General features: G+C 48.4%; 13 protein-coding genes. 4 read left to right on the top strand and 9 right to left on the bottom strand.

Going from position 1 to position 13,878, the window contains the following annotated elements; all coding sequences use genetic code 11:
* Positions 1-26 precede the first annotated feature (26 nt).
* Entirely contained in the window at positions 27-2,408 is a 2,382-nt protein-coding gene (locus tag OEZ43_01380) for an HAD family hydrolase (protein MDH5544209.1), read from the top strand.
* On the opposite strand, the gene ampE is transcribed toward OEZ43_01380, so the two are convergent.
* The 7 genes from ampE to OEZ43_01345 all read right to left on the bottom strand — a co-directional run bounded on the left by ampE (position 2,323) and on the right by OEZ43_01345 (position 9,325).
* The gene (gene ampE / locus OEZ43_01375; protein MDH5544208.1) at positions 2,323-3,189 is read right to left on the bottom strand and encodes a regulatory signaling modulator protein AmpE; all 867 of its coding nucleotides are present in this window, start codon (positions 3,187-3,189) and stop codon (positions 2,323-2,325) included. The two genes, OEZ43_01380 and ampE, sit on opposite strands and share 86 nt — an antisense overlap.
* Before the next feature lie 67 nt (positions 3,190-3,256).
* Entirely contained in the window at positions 3,257-3,805 is a 549-nt protein-coding gene (ampD, locus tag OEZ43_01370) for a 1,6-anhydro-N-acetylmuramyl-L-alanine amidase AmpD (protein MDH5544207.1), read from the bottom strand.
* A 73-nt stretch (positions 3,806-3,878) separates the two neighbouring features.
* The gene (nikR, locus tag OEZ43_01365; GenBank protein MDH5544206.1) at positions 3,879-4,340 is read right to left on the bottom strand and encodes a nickel-responsive transcriptional regulator NikR; all 462 of its coding nucleotides are present in this window, start codon (positions 4,338-4,340) and stop codon (positions 3,879-3,881) included.
* Positions 4,341-4,407: 67 nt separating this feature from the next.
* Positions 4,408-6,366, bottom strand: a complete 1,959-nt coding sequence (locus tag OEZ43_01360) for a cytochrome C (GenBank protein MDH5544205.1) — start codon at positions 6,364-6,366, stop codon at positions 4,408-4,410.
* A gap of 159 nt (positions 6,367-6,525) precedes the next feature.
* On the bottom strand, positions 6,526-8,034 hold the full coding sequence (locus tag OEZ43_01355) for a carbohydrate porin (protein MDH5544204.1): 1,509 nt from the start codon (positions 8,032-8,034) through the stop codon (positions 6,526-6,528).
* Positions 8,035-8,295: 261 nt separating this feature from the next.
* On the bottom strand, positions 8,296-8,529 hold the full coding sequence (locus tag OEZ43_01350; protein ID MDH5544203.1) for a DUF2835 domain-containing protein: 234 nt from the start codon (positions 8,527-8,529) through the stop codon (positions 8,296-8,298).
* 34 nt (positions 8,530-8,563) lie between these two features.
* Entirely contained in the window at positions 8,564-9,325 is a 762-nt protein-coding gene (locus OEZ43_01345; GenBank protein ID MDH5544202.1) for an Hpt domain-containing protein, read from the bottom strand.
* A 27-nt stretch (positions 9,326-9,352) separates the two neighbouring features.
* Between OEZ43_01345 and OEZ43_01340 the strand changes: the two genes are divergently transcribed.
* The 3 genes from OEZ43_01340 to OEZ43_01330 are packed head-to-tail and all read left to right on the top strand — an operon-like array spanning position 9,353 to position 11,667.
* Positions 9,353-10,495, top strand: coding sequence for a GNAT family N-acetyltransferase (locus OEZ43_01340; GenBank protein ID MDH5544201.1), 1,143 nt, complete (start codon positions 9,353-9,355; stop codon positions 10,493-10,495).
* Between the two features lie 29 nt (positions 10,496-10,524).
* The gene (locus tag OEZ43_01335; protein MDH5544200.1) at positions 10,525-11,154 is read left to right on the top strand and encodes a hypothetical protein; all 630 of its coding nucleotides are present in this window, start codon (positions 10,525-10,527) and stop codon (positions 11,152-11,154) included.
* A gap of 60 nt (positions 11,155-11,214) precedes the next feature.
* The gene (locus OEZ43_01330; protein ID MDH5544199.1) at positions 11,215-11,667 is read left to right on the top strand and encodes a sigma D regulator; all 453 of its coding nucleotides are present in this window, start codon (positions 11,215-11,217) and stop codon (positions 11,665-11,667) included.
* A 51-nt stretch (positions 11,668-11,718) separates the two neighbouring features.
* Here the strand turns inward: OEZ43_01330 and OEZ43_01325 are convergent, their stop codons facing one another.
* Both OEZ43_01325 and speA read right to left on the bottom strand, forming a co-directional pair.
* Positions 11,719-11,994: a cupin domain-containing protein gene (locus OEZ43_01325; GenBank protein ID MDH5544198.1), complete on the bottom strand. Its 276-nt coding sequence runs from the start codon at positions 11,992-11,994 to the stop codon at positions 11,719-11,721.
* Entirely contained in the window at positions 11,995-13,878 is a 1,884-nt protein-coding gene (gene speA / locus OEZ43_01320) for a biosynthetic arginine decarboxylase (GenBank protein MDH5544197.1), read from the bottom strand.

Genomic DNA, 13,878 nt, shown 5'->3' with positions numbered 1-13,878 from the left:
TTACTTCTATTAATGGTAAACCGAATATGCAGCAATTAGTGTTGGAACTTGATGGACTTACTACGCCACGTAAGGCGGCGAATCTTGAAAAACAGTTGCGCCAAGAATTTGGCGACGACTCGATTGTGGTGGATTTTGTAGATGCAACCTTAATTGCAAATGCGAAAGATTCCTATTATGAGTCGGCTCTAATAACATTTGTTCAAAGACAGGGTATTAGGGTGTTGATAGAGCAAGGTGTATTTCAGGCTGATCTCGACATCATTGCAGATATCGATGCGAAAACACGCGCAGTCATCCAAAAGATCATGAGCAATCAGCCGGGTTTGCGAAACTTCTTCCTCGATGTTGCCAGCGGGCACTTGCGCATTTTGCACGATAGCAGCGTTAACCCTTCCAGTTTTGTGTGTGCTCTCGATAAACACAATATTGCATCACGTCTGCAGAACAGAGTCGTCAAGGAACGATTGCGAAACCTGCGGGATTATTGTGCCGTAGTGGCGGCGCTGATGTTACTAATGGGTTGTGTTCTGGACAGTTTGACCTCTGTGTGGCAGTCATGGGCGATCGTACCGTTTTTTATTGCCATACTTGCAGGTATTTGGCCTCTGCTTGAAGATGGTGTGATAGGCGCATTTCATAAACGAAAAGTGAATCACGCCAGTGTGATTTTGTTGTTGACCATGATCGCCAATTTTTATCATATGTGGTTTGAATCGGCGCTGGTGGTAACGATGTTTTCCAGCGCAGCATTTTTTGAGCGTCAATTCTTTCGCTACATTAGAACGCGTATATTTGCCCTGCGTCAGCGACTCCCTGCGAATGCTTATTTGTTAGACAATGAAAAAACTGTTTGTGAGTGTTCCTCAAACGTTCAGCCAGGTCAGACGTTACTTGTAAAAGCTGGAGAGTATGTGGCGGTGGACGGTGAGATCACAACGGGCAGCGCCAGCTTTCGAGGTTTTAACAAGCTGGAGAGAATTTCGGGAAGACTGAGCAAAGGCGACAAAGTTTATGCTGGTTGGCGTTTACTAGAGGGCGAAGTTCAAGTGAGTGTTACCAGCTCGCAGCAAGACAGTCGCTGGTCAGTTTTTTTGCAAGGTTTTCATCAATCGGTTAATTCTGTTTTTCCTGAATTGGAACGCATCCGTAAAGTGGCAATCGTTTTTTCTGCTGCGTGTTTTTGTGCCGGTTTAGCTTTACTTTGGGCCATTTATTCACCCGCGTTGAATACAGGATACTCGGTGTCTGTTGCACTTGCCTTGTTGTTAATCAGTGGTCCAGCTGCAATCACCAGCACTATTCAGGGGCGGGCGCTGTTAACGCTGATCTATCTGGCCGAACGTGGCGTATTAGTAAAGCAAGGCGTGCATTTTTCCCGTCTGGCAAATCTTAGGAAGTTATATTTTGACAAGCAGGGCGTGATTACACAGGGTGCTGCTCACGTTGAGGAAGTGATTTCACTTAGTGGTGAATCTGTTAAGTCTCTATTGCAAACTGCACGTAGCCTGGTGCCAAGAAATGCACACGATTATTTTAGAGCGGTTGTTCAGAGAGCTAGAAATGAGCAGTTGTCGCGTCAAGCAGTTGAGGATCTGAAACAGTATGGTGAGCAGGGCTTCGCTGGTGTGTTAGGTGGAGAGCAATACTTATTCGGTACCTTTCGACTGATGAAGGAAAATGGTCTGGTAACGCAAACCATTAACGACCGACTCGAACGCTGGCAACAAGATGGCGTTGATGTTTTGTTTCTCGCTAATAAGCACAACATCATTGGTATGTTTAATGTTGTTGATCCGTTGCAAAATGATATTGCGCTTTCCGTGGACGGGCTGCACGCATTGAATGTCGAACGCTTGATTTTGCTGACGGAAGATAATGAAATTTCCTCTGGAAAGCTTGCTTATCGCATGGGGTTTGATTCGGTTAAAGCAGATTTGTCCCAAAGTGATAAGTCTCAAATATTAGCGCATGAAGACAATCGTCGTTTCAGTGCGGTCGTCAGTTCACGCGAGTCTGTTTTACTCAGCGAAGGATTGCTCAAGTTTTGTGTAAGAGCACTTCAACGAAACAAAGTGTATGAAGTGAGCGACGTGGGCATACTGGGAGATAGTCTGGAGCTGCTGCCTGAGTCGGTGACGGTAAGCAGCAAAACGCTTATGCAATTGCGCAATCTAACCATTGTTTATTTTAGTTATAAATTAATAATGATAGGCGCAATACTGGCAATGGCTTTGCCTCTGTGGGCAACGATTTTGAGCGAACTACTATTTATTTACTGTATGTGGTTGGCATCTACCCGTCATGGGGTGTTGCATTGGATCAACCCAGCCAACCAGCCAAAGTCAATAATGCAATTACCCCCACCCAGAAGGCAACGGATCTTCTCAACAGGGCTAATCCGCTAAATATTTGATCGCAGCCGATCTCGGTGGCTTGCTCCTGCTTCAGGTCCAGAGCGCCGAGACCGCTGCTCACAAGCAATTGCTCATTGGGGTCCGGCCAGTTGCTTGTAGGTGAGGCACTACGTTTTAAGTGAGACATACCTTCGACGAAACTGCCCATTGCTGCGTAGCTTATGGATACAAGTCGTGAGCTCGGCCAATTGAGCAGGTAATGTATGCGATCAAATGCCGCATAGAGTTGAGAGCGTTGATCACCTTCTTCTTCGAGTCTGTGAAAGTCGCCGCTGATGCGATAGATTACCGCGCCAAATGGGCCAAGTATCACAAACCAGAAAATCACCCCGAGCAGGCGATTGTTAACTGCAACGAACGCGGCCTCAAGCGCCGCCTTGGCCAAATATCTTTCATCTTCATCCGTCAGCGCTGAATCTTTGAGATTGCTGAGATACCAATACGCGCTGTCTTCGTTTCCGTTGCTGTAAGCATCACAGAAGGACTTGATCTGGTCATAAAACGAGCGCGGACCTATGCAGAACAAAAGCACAGCGGTGGCTGCCACGAAGCCGAGTATTATGAATCCTTTTGACAGCCACAGGTACGCCAGCTCAACAATGGTGCCTGCGAGGAGCAGAATCAGTATTGCGCCAATCCAGCTATCCAGTCCAGATGACTGTCGGCGTATCCACTCACCTGCATCAGCCAGCCACTGAAACTGGCGGAATTCCTGTACTGAACCAATGAAACGTTCACCAAAAAGGGCGGCGATAATTGCGAGCAGGGTCATTCAAGAGTCCTGATATTTCGATATGAGTGCGCTCTATCATACATCAAGCGGCGTAAAGGAACACACATTAGCCAAGTCCATTACGCAGTCGTTCCCAGTTGAAGTATGGGCCTGGGTCAGTTTTTCGTTGTGGGGCGATATCGCTGTGTCCAACAATGTTTTCCGGTTTTATCCCCGGATAAGCCATCATAAGCAGACGACTCAGGCGGGTGAGCGACAAATACTGGGCGTCCTCAAATTCCACAAAATCGCTGCCCTCAAGCTCGATGCCAAGTGAGAAGTCGTTGCAACGCTCTCTGCCGCAAAACTGCGAGACACCCGCGTGCCATGCGCGTTTGCAAGTGGGTACAAACTGCACGATCTCGCCATCACGACGGATAAAAAAATGTGAAGACACGCGCATCTCACGGATCTCTTCAAAGAAAGGGTGTTGGGCATGGTCCAGGGAGTTAGTAAAAAATTGTTCGATTTCCGGGCCACCGAACTGATAGGGAGGCAGGCTGATGTTGTGTATGACGAGTAGATCGACTGCGGTATCCAGCGGCCTGTCATCGCAATTGGGAGACTGTACATAACGCGCCTGGAAAACCAGGCCGGACTTTTTGTCTATATCCATGGCGTAAACGTCTTGGCTGATATGACGCCAGTATATTCAATGTATTTATCAGTTGCTATATGCCTGGCAAAGTTCAGGTAGTTGGCGAGCTATGGGTATGTGAATGTCCGTGTTCGTGATGTGATACCTCAGTGATTGTCACCGGGACCATATGTAAACTCCCATGTCGAACACCGCGCACCGCCATAACTGAATCGGAGAATTGCTGCACATCACTAATTTTGCCGCGCAAAATAACCATTTCAAGACAGTTGTCATGATCGAGATGTACATGTGTGGTGGACATAGTTAAATCGTGATGGTCATGATGTGCTGATGTCAGACGACTGGCCAGCTCACTTTCGTGATGATTGTAAACATAACTCAAGGTCGCAACACACGCGCCCTGCGTATCTGAGTTCAGACGTTCTTTTTCAATACGTGTTCTGATGAGATCGCGCATGGCCTCGGAACGGTTGGAGTACCCCTTCTCTTTGATGAACTCATCGAACTGTGCCGCGAGATCATCTTCCAGTGACATGGTAAAACGTTCCACATAACACCTCTTAATTTACGTTTGCGCTATTTTAGCCTAATTGAGCGCCTATGGCTTAGTCGTGTGGTTAAGGTAGGCGACTGGACGGATTGCGCCAGCTTGCGGTCGAGTGGCAGTTCTGACAATTATTTACGACACCGACGCTGACATGGCTGCCGGGTGGGCTGTGACAGGTTTCGCAGCTACCCAGTACCTCGTTGTGGTCAACAGCGAGGGCGGGAACCCAGCCAAATGAAGTGTGACAATTACCGCAACGATTGGTGGTGGCAATATGAGTGATCGGTTTGTTGGGATGGCAACCGGCACATGTGCCTCTCACTTCCCCGTGATCAACTTTAAGGCCGATTAACCAGCTTCCCGGATTTTGGTGGCAATTGCCGCAATTATCAGTACTGGAAATATGGTTGACTGATTTTCCGGAGGTTATCACATTGTTATGACAAGTCTGGCAATTACCTAAAATCTCGGTGTGCTGAACAGTGGAAACCGGGTTCCAGACATTCGTGGCATGGCACGCCTCACAACGGTTGGTTGACGAGATGTGGCCAATAGGTTTGCCTGCCAGGCTGACATTGTTATGGCAGGTATCACAGCCGTTGACGATACCCTGGTGATTGAAGGTAATGACTAACCAACTGCTGGTGCTGTTGTGACAATCGTTGCACTCATTTGTTGTCGGAATATGTGTCGCATGCTTACCTCGTGCACTGACATTATTGTGGCAACTGCTGCAGGTGCCAAACAGATTGTTATGATCAAGTGCGAATACACTCCAGTTACCGCCGGCACGATGGCAGATCTGGCAATCATCACTGCTGCTGACATGTAATACACCTTTGCCGCGGGCGCTGGTGCCGTCATGACAGGAAAGACAGGCTGTATTACCGATGGTGCTGTGATTGAATTGCGTGGGCAACCATCCACTAACGCTATGGCAAATATCGCAGGATTCCGTAGTTGCTATATGTCCTGCCGATTTTCCAAGCGCTGTTGAATTGTCATGACAGTTGGCGCAGGAACCTCGAACTTCGTTGTGATCGACCAGGCTCACACTAGTGAAACTGAACACGCTGTGGCAACTACTGCAATGATTCGATGACGCAATATGTGTATCGTTTTTGCCCGGTGCAATCGCACCGGTATGACATTTTGCGCAGGTTGCGGTGACTTCGTTGTGATCAACTTTCGTTACGGTGGCAAAGTCTGGCGCGCTGGGGCTGTGGCAGGCTTCGCATGCCTGTGTGGTCGGCAAATGGTTAATCGATTTTCCGCTTGCGTACTGGCCGTTGTGGCAGCTTGAGCAGTCACCTGTCAGCGCAGCGTGGACAGCTGCGAATCCTGCCTGGATAAGCCAGGTGACTCCGGTATCGGTGTGGCACGCATTGCATTGCAATACCGTGGGAATATGGTTTTGTGGCATTCCCTCAGCGATCGCGTGATTGTGACAGCTATTACACTGCCCTATGACTTCCTGATGATCGACATTCATCACAGGCAGCCAGCCTGTGCGGTTGTGGCAAGCCTCACACGCCGTGGTGCTGGTGATGTGTTGCGGGTGTTTGCCGCGGGTATGCAGGTTGTCATGGCACTGCTGGCAATTGTTGTAAATACCGACATGATCAAAGAGCGCAGGCACCCAACTGGTGCCAATGCCGTGGCAGGTCTCGCAGTCCTCGCTAACAGGTATGTGGTAGACATGTTTGCCACTTGCAAAAACACTATTGTGACAGCGCAGGCAGTTTGTCTCGATACCCGTGTGGTCCATACGTGCCGAGGCATAAAACCCAGTAGGCTGATGGCAGCTGTCACATTCCTGTTTGGTAGGTACATGATTGGGTGATTTGGCCTGAGCAATCTGGCCATTGTGACAGCCTGAACACAGGCGAGGTGTGCCGCGAAATATACGATTGACGTGGCAGGACTCGCAACTGATCTGTAAATGGCGTCCGACGAGATCAAATCCCGTGGCAAGGTGGTCGAAGTCTTCGAATTGTTCTTCTGCTAAAACTGGCGTAAATGCCTGCAATATCAGCCAGATTATAATGTATATAGCTGAAAAAACAGGGTATTTTCCCTGCCACTGGAAACTTTTAGGATGGCTGTCTGTGTGCAACTGAGGCCCTGCGCGAAAACAATAGATATCTGTTTTCTATATCGTTTTGCGAGGCAGGAAGCTAAAGGGTAATCAGTATTCCGCTTGTACCCGGATGCCTACAACGGCGGCATTGGTAATGCCGTATTGCATAGCGGGTTGCATAATGTACTGAAAATCTGGCTGTATCATCAGCCAATCATTAATCTGAGCCGAATAGGTTAGCTCAATATTGGTTTCGTAGGTGAAGCTCGACTGGACATCGTTGTCATTGTCCCAATTGTCGGATAGGAATTGTTTTGACTGTTGCGTGTGGTTCACGGCGATGCCGAGAACGTCGTCTACGCGACCGGGGACCAGTCCTGAATAATTCACACCCGCTGCACCATACAGGCTGTAACGATTGTAACGCGGATCGGCCCAGCCGGCCTTGACGAACACACCAATGCGATCACCAATGGCCATTTCACCGAATACATAGGCACCATATGTCCCACTCTGTGGATCAAATGAGCCCGTATTCACAGCAACCGGGTCACCGGATGGGGGAATAAGTTCATCCTCTTCAGATGTACCGACATAGCCAGAAATCAGTGTGCGCAAAAACCACATACCTCCGCCAATGCGGTAATAGCCCTCTTCCCCTGGCTCGGCATTGCTCATGCCAAGTTCCATAGAGCTGAAAAAACCATCGTCATTGCTGAGATTGACGGCAACAATACCACCTTCATCCGGTGTCGCGTCGAAAACGGAGATCTGATAATAGGAATTTTCTGTAAGCTCGCTCAGAAAACGAAACCCCAAAGACGTGGCGGGGAAAGTACTAGGTCCTGCCATATTCACAACACCGCCCATACCAGGTGTTCCGTTCATATACAGATTGGCGAACTCAGAGATATAAAACTCGGAGTTCCAGTCCTGAATTCCGACGCGAATCGAAGCCTTTCCATGATCAAATGAATGCTGGTACCAGCCTTCGTAAATTTTGTACAAGGGGTCTGGTCCTGCGTCATTGCCGCTCAAACCATGGAAATCCCCCACGATATCGCCTGGGCTAGTTGCGCTGACTGTTCCGTATACGACGAATTGGGCGGAAAAAAGTCCATTCTTCCAGTAACCGGCTGCCTCGGTATCAATTTCTCCGCTAATGTCGAGGAGTAATGCGCTACCGCTCTTCACCGCTTCATTCGGGTCTGCAGCCTGGTTTAAGCCACCACTGGCCAAGCTGAAATAATCGGCTACGGCCATTAATCCGTAGGAAAAAGCTTCAGCGGGCTCTTCGGGCTCAGATGCCTTTGTGGGTGCTAATGCCGGGGCTTCCACGACGGGCGCGGGAGCGATGCTTGATCGCGGTTCTTCCGGTTGTGCACGTTCACGCACGGGCTCTGGTTCAGGTTCTGTCCTGCTTGGCTGGGAAGTATTGGGTAAGTTCTTCATTGCCTCACGCGCGCGCTCAAACGGATCCAGCGACAGGTTTGGACGACGATCACTGCGATTGGGGATATCCACCTGTGCCATTGCAGGTGAGATAACATCAAGCATTGACGAAATTAAGAGCGCCCCACTTAAGGATAAGGCGAGTTGTGTCTTTCTGTATTGCATCTTCCCAGCTTCTTGTAAATTTGCATCAACAAATCTTCTAAGTCGCCCCGTTATGCAATCCCCACATAATTCTTTTATTCTCGGGCTTATAACGGCAGATTCCTACAACGACTGAAGCAGTAGGGAGAAATCTGTTTGTCCGGCGACCAGGGCAACATTGTATGAAAATTAAGAAATTTTTCATACAAATTTCTGTCGATACTCGTTCTTATTGGTTTTAAAGGGGTTTTTGTATGCTTTATTACTTAACGTCGACTTAAATCAGCCGATTTTTTTTATTTCCTGGAATTTATTGTGTTGGTCATAGTAGATGACAAATTCGCCAAAAATACCATCATGGGTTAGAAACTGGCGCAAAATGTTCGCTGGAAAACGGATGTTGCGTCCATCGTAAGAGCGCGTAACCACGTATTTTGCGGACCCCTCATAGACCCGAATGAATTCCTCGGATGGGATGCGCAGGGAGAAAAAACTTTTTCGCAGAGAATCCGCCATCGACTAGCCTGGGAAAATCCTAATAGAGCCGATTCTATTGCGGAGTAATGTTTTTGACAAATTCGGTAATGGATTTGAATAGCTCGCCATCTTTGTGAATAGTCTTATCCACAAAGTTTTCCGATTTCGGTACCGGCTTATCATCGCTGGTAATAACCGCAGCCTTGATGTTCTGATTGACTTTGCTACCCAATTTGGTGGCGGCGATGATAGCGTAACCATTAAGGGAGGAAACTTCCCTGGAAGTAATCACGAAATCGAATTTTTCATGGGTCAAACGCTGTAAAGCTTCAAGGCCGTCACGGCAGTGAGATAGGTTGATATCCATTTGTTCGCCCAATACACGGGTTATGAGTTCGTAATTTATCTTGGAGTTTTCGATCAACAGCCCCTTGAGCGCGGGGCGTTTACCGTTAAAGCGCAATTTGTCGAGGGCGAAGGTGAGAGAGTGAACGCTGGTATCGCCTGCGGCGATTTTGTCGCAGGTGAGTTTGAGCACGTCGGCATAGGCGAGTATGTTGTTGATTTCCGTTCGACTGAAGGAGCTGTTTTTTTCCAGTGTCGATAAGTAGTCTTCAAACTGGTGGCATACCGTAGATATGATCGGGAAGCCGTAAGTACCACCACTACCCTTCATGCTGTGTATTTGTCGGTAAATAGAGAAGTAACTCTCGCGCGGATTGCTACTGTTTTCCATGTCAACAATGCTGGATTCCAGTTCGTCAAGCATGCCCGGCAAGGCTTCCAAATAGTGTTCCTTTAGTTTTGCGGTAAAATCGCCGGCAGAAGCAGACATAACAGTAGATGATTCCTTGGCTAATTTATGGAAATAAAGATTCTCAATTCGCTCTGTCAAATATCGCCCGAGTCATGGCAGACATTAACAGGAAAATTGTACCCCTTTACTCGCTATGAGTTTCTGAATGGCTTGGAGCAATGTGGATGCGTAGGTGAAGCCCTTGGGTGGATTCCTGCACATTTTGTCATTGAGGAAAAAGGGAAACTGGTTGCAGCAATGCCTGCGTATATAAAAACAAATTCGTACGGCGAGCTGGTATTCGACTGGGCCTGGGCTGAGGCCTATCAGCGTAGCGGGATGGCGTACTACCCGAAACTTGTATGTGCGATCCCATACACGCCGGCCACTGGGCCTCGCCTATTGGTAGCGCCGGGGAGAGATGTGGTGCGCTACCGTAGCGCTTTGTTGGAGGCCATGCATGCATTTGTGCAGCAGCAGAGCTTATCCGGCTTTCATTGCTTGTTTCCACACGACACTGAGCATGCGGTGTTGCAAGCGCAAGGAATGTTGCTCCGTCAGGCCTGTCAGTTTCATTGGCGTAATAATGGCTATGAAAATTTTGAAAACTTTCTTGCCGAATTCAGCTCCCGTAAACGCAAGAAAGTCTTGCGTGAACGACGGCGAGTACAGGAAGCGGGTATCGACATAGAGATACTGCATGGTGATATGCTCAATCACTCACATTGGCAGCAACTCTATCCTTTCTATCGAGACACTTTTCTGGACAAGGGAGGTGTGCCCACGTTGACGCAAACATTCTTTGAGGAAATATCCCGAAGCATGGGCGAGCAACTCATCGTTGTCGCGGCGCGACAAGATAAGAACTATGTCGCAGCGGCCATTTTTTTCAAAAGTAACGATACCCTGTACGGTCGACATTGGGGCTGCCATCAACAGTTTTCTGGTCTGCACTTTGAGCTTTGTTATTATCAGGGCATTGAATACGCTATCGCGAATAAACTGGCGCGATTCGAGCCCGGTGCTCAGGGAGAATATAAAATTTCCCGGGGGTTTTATCCAACTTCAGTCTGGTCCGCGCACTGGCTGGAAGATGTGGGATTTCGACGCGTCGTGTCAGACTTTCTCGACAGGGAAAGGGCGTATATGCGTGAATATTGCGAGGCGCTGGAGGAGGAATTGCCGTTCAAAAAAGACAACGTCGAATAATCTTCGCCTTATTTGGATTGGGCTGGGGTATGTCTAGCGGGCAGCTATTTGCGTCCAACTATATTTTCAATCACTGGCATTCTGATCCGCTGGCGTTTTCATTTTCATTGCTGAGGATGCCCGTGCTTATTGGCTCTGGCACGCCGGTAAAGCTTGGATACGCGACTGGTGTTCGCACAGAGTTGTTAGAAAGCTATTTCCGGTCGCATATGCATCTCGGATTGCTTGCAGGTCGTTATTGGATGTCAGATGTCGGTAACGAAGATCTATCGGGTTCAGGAGCAATAGTTGGTCTGAGTCTCAATCTGGTTAGCCCTCAATGGAAACGACTGCGTCTGGCGCATCGAACATCGTATCAATATGATTTGGGCCGTGGAGATGCGGAGGAATTTTCACTGCGCTTGCACACTCTGGAAACAGAAGTGCTCACGCAGATCGCGCTGAGCCAAAATATACGGCTGCAAACCGCAGTGGGTGCCTACGCTCAGCAGGGAGGGGGTACAGGCCAAGTGACAGCACAAGCCTCATGGAATGGGCCTATTAATTCATTTTATAAAGTTGGTGTGGATATTTTGGTTGAACAAAGTGGGCATATAGGTATAGAAAGTAAGATAAAATTATACCCGAGCCTGGAGGTGTACTTTCAGCGCCGATATTAGCTAGTCGGCATGGTAGATGCAGATTGCTCACGAAATAACGTTGAACGAGAGGAAATGGTCGTGAATACAAAAGAAGTCTTGATTGAACGTCGTGCTGAATCCCATCGGGCCATAGAGCAGTTGGTTAGTCATCGCACCGAGATGCTGGCCTTGTACGGAGAGTTGGCCGCCCACCGACCATTTTCCTCAACGCCGGAGCTCGTCGATTTGCTTCAACGTTTTTGCCAGTCGCTCATAGACTACACTGCCGACGCGCATTTCCGACTCTATCGTTTTTTTGATGCGAATCAGGAGCGTAGAATGTCGGTTGCGAAGCTGGCTAAGCATGTTTATCCCCATATTGAAGATTCCACCCAGAAAATTCTCGATTTCAATGATCGTTATGACACGCCTGAACATTGTGATGATCTATCGCAATTGGAAGATGAGCTGTCGATGTTGGGTGAGAAGCTTGCCGACAGGATTGAACTTGAAGACAAGCTGGTTGAGGTATTGTGTCGCCCACGTGATTAGTCTCGTGTCAACACGGTGGCGGCAAAAATTCGCCGCCACCAGATCAGAAAACTAGCCAGTAAAACTATAGTGCTTTCTTAAGTCCTGAGTGATCTCCCAGGAGCAATCAAGACCTTTAGGAAAGGTTACCAGGTCACCCTTGCCCAAGGTAACCGTGGTGCCATCTTTGGGTTTTACTGTCACTTCACCTTCCAAAATGTAACACACCTCTGTTTCGTTGTAGTGCCAGGGAAATGTTGATTTTTCTTTTTCCCATATGGGCCAGTTATGCACGCCCAGTTGTTTTAGTTTTGAAGTCTCAGGGTTGCTGATTATTAGTATTTCCACTTAATCCTCCAAATAGGTATAGCCGTTTAAGCCAGCCTCCAGTTCACTCAGAATTTGTTGAGATTCAACATCGTCAAGTTCTGACAGCCCAAGCTTGCTGCGATACCGCTGCATCAAGACATCCTTGTTGTAATGCACGTAACTTAATACCTCGTTCACGGTATCACCTTCCTCTGCTTCGGCAAAGTGGTAACTTCCGTCTATGTTTAGTTCGACGTTAATCGAATGCGTGTCACCGAATAAATTGTGCAGATCACCGAGAATTTCCTGGTAAGCGCCAACTAGAAAAATACCGAATAGATATGTTTCTCCGGTGGCGAAACTGTGCACTGGTAAGGTCGATTCAATGCCATCGCAATCAACATAATGTTCTACGGCACCGTCTGAATCGCAAGTCATATCGTGAATGGTCGCGCGGCGTTCAGGCTGCTCATCAAGACGATGCAGTGGCATGATCGGAAAGATTTGATCGATTGCCCATACGTCAGGCATAGACTGGAAAATAGAAAGATTGCAGAAAAACTTGTCCGCAAGTTTTTCGTTCAACTCATCAAGAATCTCACGATGGCTGCGACGTGAACTCTGTAACATTGGCTGGATTTTGCGACAAATTGCCGTATACAGTTGTTCGGCGTGGGCGCGCTGCTCCAGAGACACCAGACCATGTAGAAAAGCGGTCTGTGCTTCAGATATTAAATGAATGGCGTCGTGATAGGCTTCGAGTTCTGATCTGTCGCTCAATTCGCTATACGTGTGCCACATGTTATGAATGACAATCGGCGCATCGTTGTCTGGCCGAGTAGGCGGCGCCATATTGGCTGTTGTTTCCTGATCGACGACATTAGTGATTAAAACAGCGTGATGCGCTGTTAGCGCACGTCCCGATTCGCTAATGATGTTTGGATGCGGCAGTTGTTTATCGTCGCATATTTGCCACAGGCTATGCACAACATCGTTGGCGTATTCCTGAATGCTGTAGTTCATCGAACAATAATTTCGGGAACGAGTGCCTTCGTAATCGATACCCAGGCCTCCGCCGATATCGACGGTCTCGATCGGGATGCCGAGTTTATGTAGTTCTGCATAGTAACGCGCAACTTCGCTTAAGCCTTTTTGGATATCGCGAATATTGGCCAGCTGCGACCCGAGATGACAGTGAACCAGACGCAGGGTGTGTTCGGCCTTATGTGCTTTGAGTTGTTCGGCAACTTCTAGTACTTGAGAGGACGACAGCCCAAACTTGGACTTTTCGCCACCGGTGTTCTGCCATTTGCCTTTGCCGATGGATGACAGACGCACACGCACGCCAAGTAGTGGCTCGATTCCCAGGCTGGCGCTTTCTTCAAGTATCAGTTTAAGTTCGGAGAGTTTTTCGATAACGATGTAAATACGATGACCGAGTTTGCGCCCTATCAGGGCCAGTCGGATATATTCACGGTCCTTATAGCCATTGCAGATGATCGTGTCTGTATTGCTGCGACTGTGCGCAAGCACGACCATCAGTTCGGGTTTGCTACCTGCTTCCAGGCCAACGTTTTTTCGATCGGATGACAACAGATGCTCTACGACAGTTCGCTGCTGATTGACCTTGATCGGGTAGATTGCTGTGTAGTGGCCCTTATATTCCTGCGACCTGATGGCCTGATCAAAGGCTCCACACAATTCGCCCACCCGTTGATGCAGGATATCTGTAAAGCGAACGAGGACTGGCCACGTCAGACCGCTGTCCTTAATTTCATGGGCAATGCGGAACAGGTCAATAGCAGGACCGTCTTTCCCTTGAGGCAGGGCGCAGGCGTTACCATCGCTATTAATATCGAAGTAACCGCTGCTCCAGTGATGGATGTTATAGGTGTTACGGGAATCCTGGGTAGACCATTTCAT

The organism is Gammaproteobacteria bacterium (assembly GCA_029881255.1).
Taxonomy (GTDB): Bacteria; Pseudomonadota; Gammaproteobacteria; order S012-40; family S012-40; genus JAOUMY01.
Note: the sequence above shows the minus strand (reverse complement) of the source record. Positions and strands in the feature narration are given on the sequence as shown.

Coding starts and splice junctions, on each gene's coding strand:
- OEZ43_01380 (MDH5544209.1), top strand. CDS start 27: ATGCAGCAATTAGTGTTGGAACTTGATGGACTTACTACGCCACGTAAG.
- ampE (MDH5544208.1), bottom strand. CDS start 3,189: ATGACCCTGCTCGCAATTATCGCCGCCCTTTTTGGTGAACGTTTCATT.
- ampD (MDH5544207.1), bottom strand. CDS start 3,805: ATGGATATAGACAAAAAGTCCGGCCTGGTTTTCCAGGCGCGTTATGTA.
- OEZ43_01355 (MDH5544204.1), bottom strand. CDS start 8,034: ATGCAATACAGAAAGACACAACTCGCCTTATCCTTAAGTGGGGCGCTC.
- OEZ43_01350 (MDH5544203.1), bottom strand. CDS start 8,529: ATGGCGGATTCTCTGCGAAAAAGTTTTTTCTCCCTGCGCATCCCATCC.
- OEZ43_01345 (MDH5544202.1), bottom strand. CDS start 9,325: ATGTCTGCTTCTGCCGGCGATTTTACCGCAAAACTAAAGGAACACTAT.
- OEZ43_01340 (MDH5544201.1), top strand. CDS start 9,353: ATGGAAATAAAGATTCTCAATTCGCTCTGTCAAATATCGCCCGAGTCA.
- OEZ43_01335 (MDH5544200.1), top strand. CDS start 10,525: ATGTCTAGCGGGCAGCTATTTGCGTCCAACTATATTTTCAATCACTGG.
- speA (MDH5544197.1), bottom strand. CDS start 13,878: ATGAAATGGTCTACCCAGGATTCCCGTAACACCTATAACATCCATCAC.